We start from the raw sequence: 14,047 nt of genomic DNA, 5'->3' as shown, positions 1-14,047 counted from the left end.
GGAGCGGGCTCGATCCGTGTCCGGGGTCGGATCGGGCATTTCAAACCAAAGGGTCGAAAGCCGAAAACCGAGCCGAGGGCTCGGCGGGTCCGCGTCAGGCGGGCTTGGCGCCGGCCTCGACGAGCTGGTCACCGACGGCGCGCAGCGCCTCCAGATCGGCCACCTCGAAGGGCAGCGCGGTGACGGCCACGATGGGCACACTCGGGTGAGCGCCCGTGAACCGGTGCAGCAGATGCTGTTCCCGCTTGGCGGTGGCGGCCCGATGGGCGTGGATGCGCAGCACCGCGGCCGCGAGCGCCTCCGGCGTCTCCACCTCGGGTTCCGGCGTCGCGCCGTTCTCGGATTCCGGGACCAGGCGATCCGCCGCGACCTGCGCCTGCTCGGCGGACAGCGAGCTCAGGACCGGGTGGGTGCGGTTGAGCACCAGTCCGGCCATCGGCATCTTGTCGGTCGAGAGCCGGTCCACGAAGAAGCTGGCCTCGCGCAGCGCGTCCGGTTCGGCCGCCGCTACCACCAGGAAGTGGGTGCCCGGCCGGGACAGCATCGCGTAGGTGCGGTCGGCCCGATCCTGGAAGCCGCCGAACATGGATTCCAGTGACTGCAAGAAGACACTGGCGTCTTTGAGCAGCTGGCCGCCGACGATGGTCGAGACGCCGCGCAGGGCGAGGCTCATCGCGCCCGCGACGAACTTCCCGACACCGCGGCCCGGGGCCATGATGACCCGGATCATCTTGCCGTTCAGGAAGTTGCCCAGCCGCTTCGGCGCGTCCAGGAAGTCCAGGGCGTTCCGCGAGGGCGGGGTGTCGACCACGATCAGGTCCCACTCCCGCTTGGCGGCGAGCTGCCCGAGCTTCTCCATGGCCATGTACTCCTGCGTGCCACCGAAGGAGGACGCCACGGTCTGGTAGATCGGGTTGGCGAAGATCTGCTCGGCCTTGTCCGGAGTGGTGTGCTCGAGCACCATGTCGTCGAAGGTGCGGCGCATGTTCAGCATCATGGCGAACAGTTCGCCCTTGGCCTCCGGCCCCAGCTCGACCTTCTGCGGCACATTGCCCAGATCGCTGACGCCCAGTGACTGGGCCAGGCGACGGGCCGGGTCGATGGTCAGCACCACGACCTTGCGGCCGACCTCGGCCGCGCGCAGCGCGATGGCTGCGGCCGTGGTGGTCTTGCCGACGCCGCCGGAACCGCAGCACACCACGATCCGCGCCGACGGGTCGGCGATGATCTTCGAGATATCCAGGGGCACAGTGCCTGCCGGAACGACCATGACTAGCGAACCCCCTGCGCGCTCAAGACTTCGGCCAGCTCGTAGAGCCCGCCCAGATCCATGCCGTCGGTGAGCGACGGCAGGTACAGCCGCGAGATGTCGAGCTGGGCCAGCTCGGCGGCGCTCTCGTCCTGGGCGGCCAGGCGTGCGGAGTGCTCGACGGTCTCGGTGATCAGACCCTGGAAGTCGGCCTCGGACAAGGCGACTCCGGCTTCGGCGAGCCCAGCCTTCAGGGCGTCGACGTCGACCTCGCCGAGGGCGGCCCGTTCGCGCACGGTGCGCGGCAGGTAGCCCTCGCTGGCCCGGTTCACGATGACCGTGCCGATGTTCAGGTCGTTGGCGGTGAGTTCGGCGACCGCGTCGGCGGTCTCCTGCACCGGCAGCGCCTCCAGCAGCGTGACCAGGTGGATCATGGTCTGCTCGGAGTGCAGCAGCTTGGACACGCCTTCGGCCTGCGAGGCGATCGGCCCGCCGCCGGCGATGTCGGCCATGGCCTGGGTGACGTCCAGGAAGCCGGCGATCCGGCCGGTCGGGGGCGCGTCGATGACGATCTCGTCGTAGGCGGGCTTGCCGGACTTGTCGGCCCGCACCGCGCATTCCTTGATCTTGCCGGTGAGGATGACATCCCGCAGGCCCGGCGCGATGGTGGTGACGAACTCGATGGCCCCGACCCGGCGCATGGCCCGGCCGGCGAAGCCGAGGTTGTAGAACATGTCGAGGTATTCCAGGAAGGCGTGCTCGACGTCGAGGGCCAGCGCCATCACCTCGCCGCCGCCGTCCGCGGTGGCGATGCGAGTCTCGGTGGGCGGCAAGGGCGGCAGATCGAACAGCTGCGCGATGGACTGTCTGCCCTCGACCTCGACCAACAGCACCCGGCGCCCCCCGGCGGCCAGTGCCAGCGCGAGCGCCGCGGCGACCGTCGACTTCCCGGTGCCCCCCTTCCCGGATACGTAATGCAGGCGGGCCTTGTCCGCCCGCTCCGGCCAACCTGCTTCGACCCCCGGCTCAACCGAAACGGGCACTGCTATCGGTACTCCCACGCTCGCGAGCCTATAACTCGTTCCGTATTCCTGCCCACAGGCGCGACAAACTGTCTGATACACCACTTCTGGTTCGCGGCCCGCCTCGGCATGGACTGCGCTCCGCCGCCCCGCGCTCGGAGCGAAACGGGCGCGAAGCGGAGGAGCGGAGGAGGGAAGGCCGAGGTTACGAGGGCCGCGAACAGCCGTAGCGAAGCGGAGGCAGATGGGGTGCGGCACTGGGAGAACCCCGCCGGGGCTACTCTCAGCGCATGAGTGAAGTGACCGTGTGGGAGTACGCGACGGTGCCCCTGTTGACCCATGCCACCAAGGCCATCCTCGACCAGTGGGGTTCTGACGGCTGGGAACTCGTCACCGTGCTGCCCGGACCGACCGGTGAACAGCACGTCGCCTACCTGAAGCGGGCGAAGAGCTGATGACCTGGGCCGAGAACCTGAAGGAGCTCGGACTCGAACTGCCGGTCGCGCCGAAGCCGGTCGCGGTGTACGTGCCGGGCGTCCGGACCGGCAACTACGTCTACACCTCCGGCCAGCTGCCGTTCGTCAACGGCGAACTGCCGCTGACCGGCAAGCTCGGCGACGAGATCACCATCGAGCAGGGCGCGGAGATGGCCAAGCTGGCCGCGCTCAACGCGCTCGCGGTGGTGCACGACCTGGTCGGCCTCGACAATGTCGTGCGCATCGTCAAGGTGGTCGGCTTCGTGGCCTCGGCGGCGGGTTTCAACAGTCAGCCGCTGGTCATCAACGGCGCGTCCGAGCTGCTGGGCGCGGTCCTCGGCGAGGCCGGGGTACACGCCCGCTCCGCGGTCGGAGTCAACGAGCTGCCGCTCGACACCCCGGTCGAGGTGGAGCTCATCGCCGAGGTGCGATAACCCCGAAATGCTTGGGGCACAATCGAAAGCGTGATGCGTCCAACACTGGACGCATCACGCGCGGTGCATTAGGACGGAAAAGTATGACGCTCACCCACCCCGCGTACGAACAAATGCGGCAAGTGACTCCGTCCGCCGCCGTCGTCCTGGCCGACAACCCCAGCGGAATGACATTGCAGGGCACCAACACCTGGCTGCTCCGCGCCCCCGGCGCCACGGAATATGTTGTGGTGGACCCGGGTCCGAAGGATCGCAAGCACACCGAGGCGCTGGTCCGCGCGACCGGCGGCGAGATCGTGCTGACGCTGATCACCCATGAGCACGCGGATCACACGGGCGGCATCGACCACCTGGTGAAGGCCACCGGAACCCCGGTGCGCGCCAAGGGCTCCGACTTCCTGCGCGGCTCGGGCACGGTCCTGGCCGACGGCGAGGTCATCGAGGCGGCCGGTGTGCGCATCACCGTGCTCGCCACCCCCGGTCACACCGGGGATTCCCTGAGTTTTCTGGTCGACGGCCCGGACGGCGAGCGAGTCCTGCTCACCGGTGACACCGTCCTGGGGAGTGGGACAACGGTCCTCGAATCCTCCGACGGCGCGCTGGCCGCGTACCTGGATTCGCTGAATCGCCTGGTGTCGGTGGCTCCCGGCCGCACCCTGCTCCCGGCGCACGGCCCGGACCATCCGGATGCCGAACCGGTCATCCGCTACTACATCGCGCACCGCGAGGAGCGCCTGAACCAGGTGCGCGCGGCGCTGGAGAAGCTGGGCCACAACGCCAAATCCCTGCAGATCGTCGCCGAGGTCTACGCCGATGTCGACAAGCGGCTCTGGCCCGCCGCGCGCAGTTCGGTGAAAGCCCAGCTGGCCTACCTGCGTTCGCAGGGCTAGACGCACGGTTCGCACGGAAACGCGAAAGGATCGGGCACCGCTACGGAGGTGATGCCCGATCCTTCGACGTATTCGTCTGTCCGTCTCGCGTCAGCGAGCGCGGCGCGCCAGCCGCTCCGAGTCGGAGATCAGCACGCTCTTGCCCTCGAGCCGCAGCCAGCCGCGGTGCGCGAAGTCGGCCAGGGCCTTGTTCACGGTTTCGCGGGAGGCGCCGACCAGCTGGGCGATCTCTTCCTGGGTCAGGTCGTGGGTCACCCGCAGGGCGCCCGCTTCCTGGGTGCCGAAGCGCTGGGCGAGCTGCAGCAGCGCCTTGGCGACACGACCTGGCACGTCGGTGAAGATCAGGTCGGCCAGGTTGTTGTTGGTGCGCCGCAGGCGGCGGGCGAGCACCCGCAGCAGCTGCTCGGCGATCTCCGGACGCTGGTCGATCCATGCCTTGAGCGCGTCCCGGTCCATGGTGACGGCTCTGACCTCGGTGACGGTGGTGGCCGTCGAGGTCCGCGGGCCCGGGTCGAAGATCGAGAGCTCGCCGAACATGTCGGACGGGCCCATGATCGTCAGCAGGTTCTCCCGGCCGTCGGGGGAGCGGCGGCCGATCTTCACCTTGCCCGAGGTGATGATGTACAGCCGGTCGCCGGGCTCACCCTCGTTGAAGATGACATGGCCGCGCGGAAAATCAACGGGCTGTAGTTGTTTGGCGAGAGCGGCCACCGCGGTGGGCTCGACGCCTTGGAAGATGCCTGCTCTGGCGAGGGCCTCGTCCACGAATGTGCTCCTTATGGGAAATGGCTCTGTCCTGGACCGAAACGACTCGGCCGACAGTGCAGTCTACTTTGCATTACCGCCGGGTAGTGATAGACACCACGCGCCGAGCTGATACTCGGATACGCGGAGCCCCAGTACGCGACACACAACGCAACTTGCGACACGCTTCACACGAATCTACGACACGCCGTGAGACCGGCGTCATGAAGATCGTAAAAAGTGGTCCGGGGCTCGAAGCCACCGGACCACCCGACCGCCGACCCGCCCGGGTCAGCTGGCCTGCGCGACGTCCATTCCCTTGGCCGCGGGCCGGGCCCGCCGGGGCCGTGCGGCGGCGGCCGGCAATCCCAGCTTGGTCAGATCGCTGACCTCGGCATTCGTGGCTCGATCGAGGTACTGCTGGACCTCCGGGTCGGGCTCGAGCAACTTGCGCAGTCGATTCTCGACCCGTTCCATCACCAACGCGAACAGCATCAGCGCTATCGGAAACAGCACCACAGCGAGTCCTTGCATAGGCAGCAGTAAACACGCCGAAGGTCTCAGATGGAACACGGGAGGCCCGCTGGCCGGTTGTGACGGAGTGCGCGTTCCGTAAGGTGGACGCGTGCGTGTCACTGAATCCAACGCGGCCCTGAGCGGGGCAGACCCGGATAATTCGGGCCTCGCGACAGCGAAATCGGACGCTGCCACGGTTCCTGCCGAGGCCGCGGTCATTGTCGCGGATGCGCCATCGTTCCCGCGCCCGGCCAAAGCGCGCAAGCGCGACAAAGAGACTCGGACCGGCCTGGTCAGGCGCGCGCGGCGGATGTATCGGGAAATGACACGGGAGTTCCCGGACGCGCACTGTGAGCTTGATTTCACTACGCCGCTCGAATTGGCGGTCGCCACAATTCTTTCCGCGCAGTGCACCGATGTGCGGGTGAACCAGACCACACCGGCATTGTTCGTGAAGTACCGCAGCGCACGCGATTACGCCGAGGCCAATCGCGCCGAGTTGGAGGAGTACATCCGGCCGACCGGCTTCTATCGGAACAAGACCAATTCGCTGATCGGGCTCGGCCAGGAACTGGTCGAGCGATTCGACGGAGAACTGCCCAGTACCCTGGACGAGCTGGTCACCCTGCCCGGGATCGGGCGCAAGACCGCGAATGTCGTTCTCGGCAATGCCTTCGGGATCCCCGGCATCACCGTCGACACCCACTTCGGGCGGCTGGTGCGGCGCTGGGGCTGGACCGCCGAGGAGGATCCGGTCAAGGTCGAGCACGCCGTCGGCGCGCTGATCGAGCGCCGGGACTGGACCATGCTCTCGCACCGGGTGATCTTCCACGGCCGCCGCGTCTGCCATGCCCGCAAACCCGCGTGCGGCGCCTGCCTGCTGGCCCACGACTGCCCGTCCTTCGGGACCGGGCCGACCGATCCGGCCGAGGCCGCCAAACTCGTGAAGGGCCCGGAGGCCGAGCACCTTCTCGAACTGGTCGGCCTGTGAGCGCCGAGGCGACGCGGGGCAACACCTGGTGGCGCTGGGTCCTGGTGGCGGTGATCGTCGCCGTGGCGGCCGTCGTCGCGCTGTGGCCGCAGCTCACCCGCACCGATGACAAGAGCACCGCCACCGGGTCGACCACCGCCCCCGCCGAACCGGCGGTCGCCGAGGCCGATCGGGCCGCGGCCGCGCTGGCGTACTGCCCCTTACCCACCGGCGCGCCCGTCGGCGACACCCCGCTGCGCGGCATCACCCTGGACTGTCTGGCCGACGGCAAGCCCGTGGACCTGGTCGCGGCGCTGGCGGGCAAGCCCGCCCTGATCAACCTGTGGGCCTACTGGTGCGGCCCGTGCGCGGAGGAACTGCCCCTGCTGCAACAGTTCTCGCAGCAGGCGGGGACCGCGCTCACCGTGCTGACCGTGCACAGCGATCCCGGCACCGGCAAGGCGCTGTCGCGGCTGAGCGGGCTGGGTATCCACCTGCCGGGCGTCGTGGATCCGAACTCCAAGGTCCGCGCCGCCGTCGGAGCGCCTGCCGTGCTGCCGATCTCGGTGCTGTTGCGCGCGGACGGCACCGTTGCCACAGTCGTGGTGCGCCCGTTCCGCAGCGTCGAGGACATATCCGATACCGTCGCGGCCGAATTGGGAGTCCGGGCGTGAGCGCGGCCGGTCCGCGGTTTTCGGTGAGGGTGTGGTGATGAGACTCGAGGCGTCCAGCAATGGGATTCCGGCCTGGCTACGCGGGGTGGCCGAGCACGATCCGGCCGACCCCACCGGCGTGAACCCGGTCCTGCGCCGCAGTGCCATGCGGCGCTTCGCCGCCGCCGCGACCCGGCCCCGGGACGCGGCCGTGCTGGTGCTGTTCGGCGGTTCCCCGGAGGCGGATCCCGATACGCCGGGCGGTCTTCCGGCCGACGCCGACGTGCTGCTCACCCAGCGTGCCGCCACCCTGCGCCAGCACAGCGGCCAGGTGGCGTTCCCCGGGGGCGGGGTGGAGCCGCAGGACGACGGCCCGATCAGCACCGCCCTGCGCGAGGCCAACGAGGAGACCGGCCTGGATCCGGCGAGCGTGGAGCCGCTCGCGGTGCTGCCCAAGATCTTCGTGCCGCCGTCGCGGTTCGATGTGACGCCGGTGGTCGCCTATTGGCGCACGCCCGGCGCGGTAGGCGTGGTGAGCGAGACCGAGGCGGCCCGGGTGGCGCGGGTGCCGGTGCCGGAGCTCATCGATCCGGCCAATCGTTTCGTGGTGCGGCATCCGCTGGGTTATATGGGCCCGGCGTTCACCGTGGACGGAATGCTGGTGTGGGGGTTCACCGCCGGCGTGCTCGCCGGACTGCTGGCGGTATCCGGGTGGGAACACGAATGGGACCATCACGATGTACGTGATCTGCAGGCCTCGCTGGCCGCGGTAGGGATGACATTATGAGCGCCTCTGGCTGGCTCGACCTCGGCATCATCATTCTGGCGTTGCTCGCGGCCACCTCCGGGTGGCGGCAGGGCGCGGTCGCCTCGGCGCTCGCCTTCCTGGGCGTCATCCTGGGCGCGGTGGCCGGAATCCTGATCGCGCCGCACATTCTGAAGCACCTCAGCGAGGGCCGGACGCGGGTGCTGGTGGGCGTGCTGCTCATCGTGGCGCTGGTGATCATCGGCGAGGTCGCGGGCATGGTGCTCGGGCGGGCCGCGCGCGGCGGCATGCGGGATCCGTTCACCCGCAGCGTGGACAGTGTGGTGGGCGCGGGCCTGCAGGCGGTGGCGGTGCTGGCCACCGCGTGGCTGCTGGCGCTGCCGCTGACCAACTCCTCGCAGCCGGGCATCGCGGCCGCGGTCACCAACTCCCAGGTGCTGCGCAATGTCGACCATGTCGCGCCGGACTGGCTGCGGCGGGTGCCGACCGACTTCTCCAACCTGCTCAACACCTCCGGGCTGCCGGACGTCATCGGCCCGTTCGGGCACGTCCCGATCACCGCGGTGGAGCCGCCCGACGCCAGTGTGCTGCAGTTGCCCATCGCCCAGCAGCTGCAGGGCAGCGTGCTGCGCATCCGCGGCATCGCGCCCAGTTGCCAACGGCAGCTGGAGGGTTCGGGGTTCGTGGTGGCCCCGGAGCGGGTCATGACCAACGCGCACGTGGTGGCGGGAACCAACAGCGTCAGCGTGGACACCGCGCGCGGCCCGCTGCCGGCGACCGTGGTGCTCTTCGATTCGCAGAAGGACGTCGCGATCCTCGCGGTGCCGGGCCTCAATGCCCAGCCGCTGGCGCTGGCCCCGAAGGACGCCGGCACGGGCGAGAGCTCCATCGTGCTCGGCTACCCCGGCGGCGGGCGCTACACGGCCAGCGCGGCCCGGGTGCGCGAGACGCTGAACCTCAAGGGCCCCAACATCTACCGCGACGCCGACGTCAAGCGTGAGGTGTACACCATCCGCGGTCAGGTCCGGGCCGGTAACTCGGGCGGTCCGCTGGTGGACACCGACGGCCGGATCCTGGGCGTGGTGTTCGGCGCGGCCGTCACCGACGACGACACCGGGTACGTGCTGACCCTCGACGAGGTGAAGCCGGAACTGGATGCGGCGTCGAACCAGTCGACGGCCGTCGGCACCGGCAGCTGCGTGCTGAGCTGATCGAGACCGAAAGCGGCCCCCGGCGACCTGATTCGCCGGGGACCGCTGTCGGTGGTGGGCCGGTCAGGCCAGCAGTTTCGCGATCTCCGCGGTCACCGGTTCCGGATTCTCCTGGTGCGCATAGTGACCCGCGCCGGGAATCTCGACCAGCCGCCGCTCCGGCGACAGCTGCCGTCCCCGGTGGATGGTGCCGGGCAGGATGTAGGGGTCGCGGTCGCCGTACATCGCCAGGGTCGGCACCCGCACGGGCTCGCTCATGGCGGACATGAATCGCCGTCCGTCGGGCCGCCATTGGCTGCGGAAGGCCCAGCGCTGGTATTCCAGCGCGCAGTGCGCGGCGCCGGGGATCCGGATGGCGGTGCGCATGCGGCGGGCGGTGTCGGCGAATTCCTCGGTGGCGGAGAACCGTTCGCTGACCCGGTCGCGCAGCTGGAGTTCGATCTCGATGCCGTCGTCGCGGGTGAGCCGGTGCTCGGGCAGACGCGGCAGCTGGTAGCGCAGGAAGCCGGGCAGCCAGGCCGAGCGTTGCGCGTCGTCGCGCAGCACGGCTCTTTTCAGCGCCGCCGGGTGCGGGGAGCTGATCAGGGCGATGGACCGCACCACCCGGGGGTGCAGGACCGCGGTGGCCCAGCACACCAGCCCGCCCTCGGCGTGCCCGATCAGGGTGGCCTCGGTGTGCCCGAGGGCTCGGACCAGTCCGGCCACGTCACCGGCGAGGGTCCAGCCGTCGTAGCCGCGCGGCGGCTTGTCGGTGTCGCCATAGCCGCGCAGGTCCACCGCGACGGTGCGGTAGCCGCGTGCGGCCAGCCCGGTCAGCTGATGCCGCCACGACCACCAGAAATCGCCGAAACCGTGCAGCAGCAGCACCAGCGGCGTGCTGGTTCCGGGCTGGGCGGGTTCGGGCGCGGCCTCGACGACGTGGAAGCGAATGCCGTTGGCGCGCACGTCGCGATGGGTCCACGGCCCGTCATAGCGGACTGCGGACGGATCCGGCTGCGATTTCGACGACACGCCGAAGGAGCGTAATCGAAGGTCTAGGTCCGGGGCTCGCCGACTGCCGTGGCGTCCACCGCGTGCTCGTCGGAGTGGCTGAAGCTGCTCGACAGCAGCGTCTGGGTCTCCTTCAGCGAGCCGATGGTCTTCTCCGGCGCGCGCAGTTTGCGCACCTTGAGGTAGCCGAGCAGCGCGAAGGCCGCGACCGCCGCGATCATCAGCAGGAACACCACCAGGAACGCGGCCCAGCGGTACAGCCACACGTCGAGCAGTTCGGCGAGGAAGAAGAAAAAGAAGAAGGAGCTGAACAGCAGGATGGTCAGCGCCAGGATGAAGAAGACGCTGCCCTGCAGGCCCTTCTTGATCTCGCCGGTGACCTCGGTCTTGGCGAGCTCCACCTCGGCGCGCACCAGGGTCGACATCTGCTCGGTGGCGTCGCGGACCAGACTGCCGATGGTGGCCGACTGATGGGCGTCGATATCGGACAACGGAATCGAGGTGACGGTGCGGGTGCGGTTCCCGTCGTAGCCGTTACCGCCCTGTGTGAAGCTCAATTGCTCGACCCTTCTCCATGTCCCGGTAGTACGTTCCGGTGTCACTCTTGACTTTGCAGTGCGCGCTCGTCACGTCGTGCCTGGTGAGCACGGCCACGACGCAACAGTAGCGCCGAACCAGCCAGGGAAGCCGCCAAAGACGTGAGCAACACAGCCGCTTTCGCGAGTTCTGCCGCCGACCCGTCGCCGACGTCTTCCAAGGCCAGTTCTGCCACCAAGAGGCTAACGGTGAAGCCGATCGCGCCCAGTACCGACAGGGCGAACATGTCCCGATACCCGAGATCCCCCGGTCGTTCGGCGATCCTCAACCGCACGGCGAGCCAACTGAATCCGAAGATACCGACTGTCTTGCCGACCAGCAGACCCAGGATGATGGCCAGCGCCATCCGGTTGGTGAACAGCTGCGACAGCACGGCCGAATCCAGCGGGACGCCGGAGGCGAACAGCGCGAACAGCGGCACGCACAGCGCCGCGGAGATGGGCTGGAAGAAGTGCTCGAGCCGGGCGGCGGGCACGCAGTGCTCGTCCTCGCCGGGATCCGGGCGCACCCGGGTGAGCAGGCCGCACGCGACGCCCGCCAGGGTGGCGTGAATGCCGGCCTCGTGCAGGGCGTACCAGGAGAGCAGGCCCAGCGGCACATAGAGGAACGGGGTGCCGATCCGGAACCGCTGGCCCAGCGCCCAGCCCGCGAAGCACAGGACGGCGATCAGCAGCCACAGCATCTTCAGGGTGGTGGTGAACAGCACCGCGATCAGGATGATGGCGATCAGGTCGTCCACCACGGCGAGGCTGAGCAGGAACACCCGGGCGCCGGCCGGGATCCGCGACCCGGTCATGGCCAGCACGGCCAGCGCGAAGGCGATGTCGGTGGCGACCGGGATGGCCCAGCCGCGATCCATGCCCTCCACGCCGTGCCCGACCACCATGGCGATGATCGCGGGCAGGATCACGCCGCCGACGGCGGCCACGATGGGCAGGGTGGCGCGTTTGCGATCGGCCAGCTCGCCGACCACCAGCTCGCGTTTGAGCTCCAGACCGGCGACGAAGAAGAAGATGGCGAGCAGGCCGTCCTTGGTCCAGTCGGCCAGCGTGAGGTCCAGGTGGAGAGCCGGAATCGCGAGCTTGGTGTCGACCATGGTGGTGTAGCTCGCGCCCCACGGCGAGTTGACCCAGATGAGCGCGCTCGCGGCGGCGATGAGAAGGAGTGCGCCACCGAAGGTTTCGGTTCTCAGATAGCGCGTGAGCTCCGATCGGACCTGAGCGATCACCGGGTGCACCTTTCAGCCGTGCGTTCGACAGAACAGCGGCGTGCACACCACTGACGGGATCAACGGCACAACCGCATGCCGACCAGACTTCCCGGCACACCTTTTGCGCAATTCTAACGGTTTGCCCGGAACTTCTTGACCATCCCACAGCGGCGAGGCCCCCCCATCAGCGATCGGAGGGCCTCGCGCGGGGTGCTTCCGGTTACGCCTTGCCGGCCCGGATGGCCTCGAAGACGTTGGGGTCCACCAGGGTTGAGGTGTCGCCCAGCTCGCGGCCCTCGGCCACGTCGCGCAGCAGGCGGCGCATGATCTTGCCCGAGCGGGTCTTGGGCAGCTCCGGCACCACGTGGATCTCCCGCGGGCGCGCGATGGGGGAGATCTCGCGGGAGACCTCGGCCTTGAGCTCGGTGATCAGATCCGCGCCGGTGTCCTTGGCCTCGGCGGTCAGGATCACGAACGCCACGATGCCCTGGCCGGTGGTGTCGTCGGACGCGCCGACCACCGCCGCCTCGGCCACGCCCGAGTGCCCGACCAGCGCGGACTCCACCTCGGCGGTCGAGATGCGGTGGCCCGACACGTTCATCACGTCGTCGACGCGGCCGAGCACCCACAGGTCCCCGTCCGTGTCGAGCTTCGCGCCGTCGCCGGCGAAGTACCAGCCCTTCTCGGCGTAGCGGGACCAGTAGGTGTCCACGTAGCGCTCGTTGTCGCCCCAGATGCCGCGCAGCATGGACGGCCACGGCTCGTCGAGCACCAGGTACCCGTTGGCCTCGGTCTCGCCCAGCTGGACCGGATTGCCCTCCTCGTCAACGACTTTCGCGGAGATGCCGGGCAGCGGGGTCATGGCCGCGCCCGGCTTGGCCGCGGTGACGCCGGGCAGCGGGGAGATCATGATGGCGCCGGTCTCGGTCTGCCACCAGGTGTCCACGATGGGAGTCTTGTTGCCGCCCACCACATCCCGGTACCAGCGCCAGGCCTCGGGGTTGATCGGCTCGCCGACCGAGCCCAGCAGCCGCAGGCTCGACAGGTCGTGGGCGTCGGGGATCTCGCGACCCCACTTCATGAAGGTGCGGACCAGGGTCGGCGCCGTGTAATAGATGCTGACGCCGTACTTCTCGATGAGCTGCCAGTGCCGGTGCTCGTCCGGGAAGTTCGGGGTGCCCTCGTAGACGATCTCGGTGGCGCGGTTGGCCAGCGGGCCGTACACGATGTAGCTGTGCCCGGTCACCCAGCCGATGTCGGCGGTGCACCAGTACACGTCCTGGCCCGGCTTGTGGTCGAACACCTGGTGGTGGGTGTACGCCGCCTGGGTCAGGTAGCCGCCGGAGGTGTGCAGGATGCCCTTCGGCTTCCCGGTGGTGCCGGAGGTGTAGAGGATGAACAGCGGGTGCTCGGCGTCGAAGGCCTGCGCCTCGTGCTCGGGGGAGGACAGCGCGACCGTCTCGTCCCACCACAGGTCGCGGCCCTCGGTCATCTCGGTGTCGAGGCCGGTGCGGCGCACCACGAGCACGTGCTCGACGGTCGACTCGCCCTCGGCGAGCGCCTCGTCCACGGCCGCCTTGAGCGGGGCCGCGGCGCCGCGCCGCCACTGGCCGTCGGTGGTGATGACCAGCTTGGCCGCGGCGTCGTCGACGCGCTGGCGCAGGGCGCTGGGCGAGAAGCCCGCGAACACCACCGAATGGGTCAGGCCCAGGCGGGCGCACGCCAGCATCGACACGATGGCCTCGGGGACCATCGGCATGTAGATGGCGACCCGGTCGCCGGCGACCAGGCCCAGGCCGGTCAGGTAGTTGGCGGCCTTCGACACCTCGGCCAGCAGGTCGGCGTAGGTGAGGTCGCGCGAATCGCCCGGCTCGCCCTCCCAGCGGATGGCGACCTGATCGCCGTGCCCGTCGAGCACGTGCCGGTCCACACAGTTGTAGGCGACGTTCAGCTTGCCGTCGGCGAACCACTTGGCGAAGGGGGCGTCGGTCCAGTCCAGCACCTGGGTGAACGGCTGATGCCAGTGCAGGCGCCGCGCCTGCTCGGCCCAGAAGCCCTCCCGGCCGGACTGGGATCGAGCATAAAGAGAGGCGTCGCCATTGGCGGCGGCCGCGAACTCAGCGCTGGGCGGATAGGCATCCAGGTGGTCTGCGGATGTCTCGGTCATCTCGTCTCTTCTTCTCTCGCGTGCAAGCCGCGTGGGTGACGACGGCCACGTCCGACCCTAACCGACTGTGACCTGGGCCGGGCTGCGCTGTCTCGATCGGTGGGGCGGCCCCCGGGACACACGGTGGGGCGATCCCCTGACAAGGGCGGTGC

Annotated in this window: 15 protein-coding genes; 7 read left to right on the top strand and 8 right to left on the bottom strand. The window is 69.2% G+C overall.

Annotation, left to right across the window (positions count from 1 at the left end; genetic code table 11):
- Positions 1–94 precede the first annotated feature (94 nt).
- Positions 95–1,270: an ArsA family ATPase gene (locus tag ACFV4K_RS10055; protein ID WP_379273636.1), complete on the bottom strand. Its 1,176-nt coding sequence runs from the start codon at positions 1,268–1,270 to the stop codon at positions 95–97.
- A 2-nt stretch (positions 1,271–1,272) separates the two neighbouring features.
- A complete protein-coding gene (locus ACFV4K_RS10050; protein WP_379273634.1) occupies positions 1,273–2,292 on the bottom strand; it encodes an ArsA-related P-loop ATPase in 1,020 nt (339 codons plus the stop codon).
- A gap of 269 nt (positions 2,293–2,561) precedes the next feature.
- On the opposite strand from ACFV4K_RS10050, the gene ACFV4K_RS10045 reads away from it, so the two are divergent.
- From ACFV4K_RS10045 to ACFV4K_RS10035, 3 genes are all read left to right on the top strand, one after another.
- Entirely contained in the window at positions 2,562–2,726 is a 165-nt protein-coding gene (locus tag ACFV4K_RS10045; protein ID WP_213558954.1) for a DUF4177 domain-containing protein, read from the top strand.
- Positions 2,726–3,181, top strand: coding sequence for a RidA family protein (locus tag ACFV4K_RS10040; protein WP_379273632.1), 456 nt, complete (start codon positions 2,726–2,728; stop codon positions 3,179–3,181). The genes ACFV4K_RS10045 and ACFV4K_RS10040 overlap by 1 nt, the downstream gene beginning before the upstream one ends.
- Before the next feature lie 83 nt (positions 3,182–3,264).
- Positions 3,265–4,071, top strand: a complete 807-nt coding sequence (locus ACFV4K_RS10035; RefSeq protein WP_379273630.1) for an MBL fold metallo-hydrolase — start codon at positions 3,265–3,267, stop codon at positions 4,069–4,071.
- A 90-nt stretch (positions 4,072–4,161) separates the two neighbouring features.
- On the opposite strand, the gene ACFV4K_RS10030 is transcribed toward ACFV4K_RS10035, so the two are convergent.
- Positions 4,162–4,836 carry a Crp/Fnr family transcriptional regulator gene (locus ACFV4K_RS10030; protein WP_019044571.1) on the bottom strand — a complete coding sequence of 225 codons (675 nt, stop codon included), beginning with the start codon at positions 4,834–4,836 and terminating at the stop codon, positions 4,162–4,164.
- Positions 4,837–5,106: 270 nt separating this feature from the next.
- Entirely contained in the window at positions 5,107–5,349 is a 243-nt protein-coding gene (locus tag ACFV4K_RS10025; RefSeq protein ID WP_033089361.1) for a hypothetical protein, read from the bottom strand.
- Between the two features lie 292 nt (positions 5,350–5,641).
- Between ACFV4K_RS10025 and nth the strand changes: the two genes are divergently transcribed.
- Genes nth through ACFV4K_RS10005 form a run of 4 tightly spaced genes read left to right on the top strand, consistent with a single transcriptional unit; the run spans position 5,642 to position 8,931 of the window.
- Entirely contained in the window at positions 5,642–6,322 is a 681-nt protein-coding gene (nth, locus tag ACFV4K_RS10020; RefSeq protein ID WP_379273642.1) for an endonuclease III, read from the top strand.
- Complete coding sequence (locus ACFV4K_RS10015) at positions 6,319–6,975, top strand: TlpA family protein disulfide reductase (RefSeq protein ID WP_379273628.1); 657 nt, start codon at positions 6,319–6,321, stop codon at positions 6,973–6,975. Before nth ends, ACFV4K_RS10015 begins: the two co-directional genes overlap by 4 nt.
- A gap of 37 nt (positions 6,976–7,012) precedes the next feature.
- Positions 7,013–7,741 (top strand): NUDIX hydrolase, encoded by a 729-nt coding sequence (locus ACFV4K_RS10010; protein WP_379273626.1) that lies wholly within the window; start codon positions 7,013–7,015, stop codon positions 7,739–7,741.
- The gene (locus tag ACFV4K_RS10005) at positions 7,738–8,931 is read left to right on the top strand and encodes a MarP family serine protease (protein WP_379273624.1); all 1,194 of its coding nucleotides are present in this window, start codon (positions 7,738–7,740) and stop codon (positions 8,929–8,931) included. The genes ACFV4K_RS10010 and ACFV4K_RS10005 overlap by 4 nt, the downstream gene beginning before the upstream one ends.
- A 63-nt stretch (positions 8,932–8,994) precedes the next feature.
- Here the strand turns inward: ACFV4K_RS10005 and ACFV4K_RS10000 are convergent, their stop codons facing one another.
- The 4 genes from ACFV4K_RS10000 to acs form a co-directional block, all read right to left on the bottom strand.
- On the bottom strand, positions 8,995–9,942 hold the full coding sequence (locus tag ACFV4K_RS10000; RefSeq protein ID WP_379273622.1) for an alpha/beta fold hydrolase: 948 nt from the start codon (positions 9,940–9,942) through the stop codon (positions 8,995–8,997).
- Positions 9,943–9,965: 23 nt separating this feature from the next.
- Positions 9,966–10,478 (bottom strand): phage holin family protein, encoded by a 513-nt coding sequence (locus ACFV4K_RS09995; RefSeq protein WP_379273621.1) that lies wholly within the window; start codon positions 10,476–10,478, stop codon positions 9,966–9,968.
- 41 nt (positions 10,479–10,519) lie between these two features.
- A complete protein-coding gene (gene nhaA / locus ACFV4K_RS09990; RefSeq protein WP_379273619.1) occupies positions 10,520–11,746 on the bottom strand; it encodes a Na+/H+ antiporter NhaA in 1,227 nt (408 codons plus the stop codon).
- Positions 11,747–11,948: 202 nt separating this feature from the next.
- A complete protein-coding gene (gene acs / locus ACFV4K_RS09985) occupies positions 11,949–13,895 on the bottom strand; it encodes an acetate--CoA ligase (protein ID WP_379273618.1) in 1,947 nt (648 codons plus the stop codon).
- Positions 13,896–14,047: the final 152 nt, after the last annotated feature.

Origin of the sequence: Nocardia sp. NPDC059764, assembly GCF_042732555.1 — a bacterium.
In the GTDB taxonomy this organism is placed as follows: Bacteria; Actinomycetota; Actinomycetes; order Mycobacteriales; family Mycobacteriaceae; genus Nocardia.
The sequence above is the reverse complement of the archived record's forward strand: the minus strand, read 5'-3'. Positions and strand labels throughout refer to the sequence as shown.

Coding starts and splice junctions, on each gene's coding strand:
- ACFV4K_RS10055 (WP_379273636.1), bottom strand. CDS start 1,270: ATGGTCGTTCCGGCAGGCACTGTGCCCCTGGATATCTCGAAGATCATC.
- ACFV4K_RS10045 (WP_213558954.1), top strand. CDS start 2,562: ATGAGTGAAGTGACCGTGTGGGAGTACGCGACGGTGCCCCTGTTGACC.
- ACFV4K_RS10040 (WP_379273632.1), top strand. CDS start 2,726: ATGACCTGGGCCGAGAACCTGAAGGAGCTCGGACTCGAACTGCCGGTC.
- ACFV4K_RS10035 (WP_379273630.1), top strand. CDS start 3,265: ATGACGCTCACCCACCCCGCGTACGAACAAATGCGGCAAGTGACTCCG.
- ACFV4K_RS10025 (WP_033089361.1), bottom strand. CDS start 5,349: ATGCAAGGACTCGCTGTGGTGCTGTTTCCGATAGCGCTGATGCTGTTC.
- nth (WP_379273642.1), top strand. CDS start 5,642: ATGTATCGGGAAATGACACGGGAGTTCCCGGACGCGCACTGTGAGCTT.
- ACFV4K_RS10010 (WP_379273626.1), top strand. CDS start 7,013: ATGAGACTCGAGGCGTCCAGCAATGGGATTCCGGCCTGGCTACGCGGG.
- ACFV4K_RS10005 (WP_379273624.1), top strand. CDS start 7,738: ATGAGCGCCTCTGGCTGGCTCGACCTCGGCATCATCATTCTGGCGTTG.
- acs (WP_379273618.1), bottom strand. CDS start 13,895: ATGACCGAGACATCCGCAGACCACCTGGATGCCTATCCGCCCAGCGCT.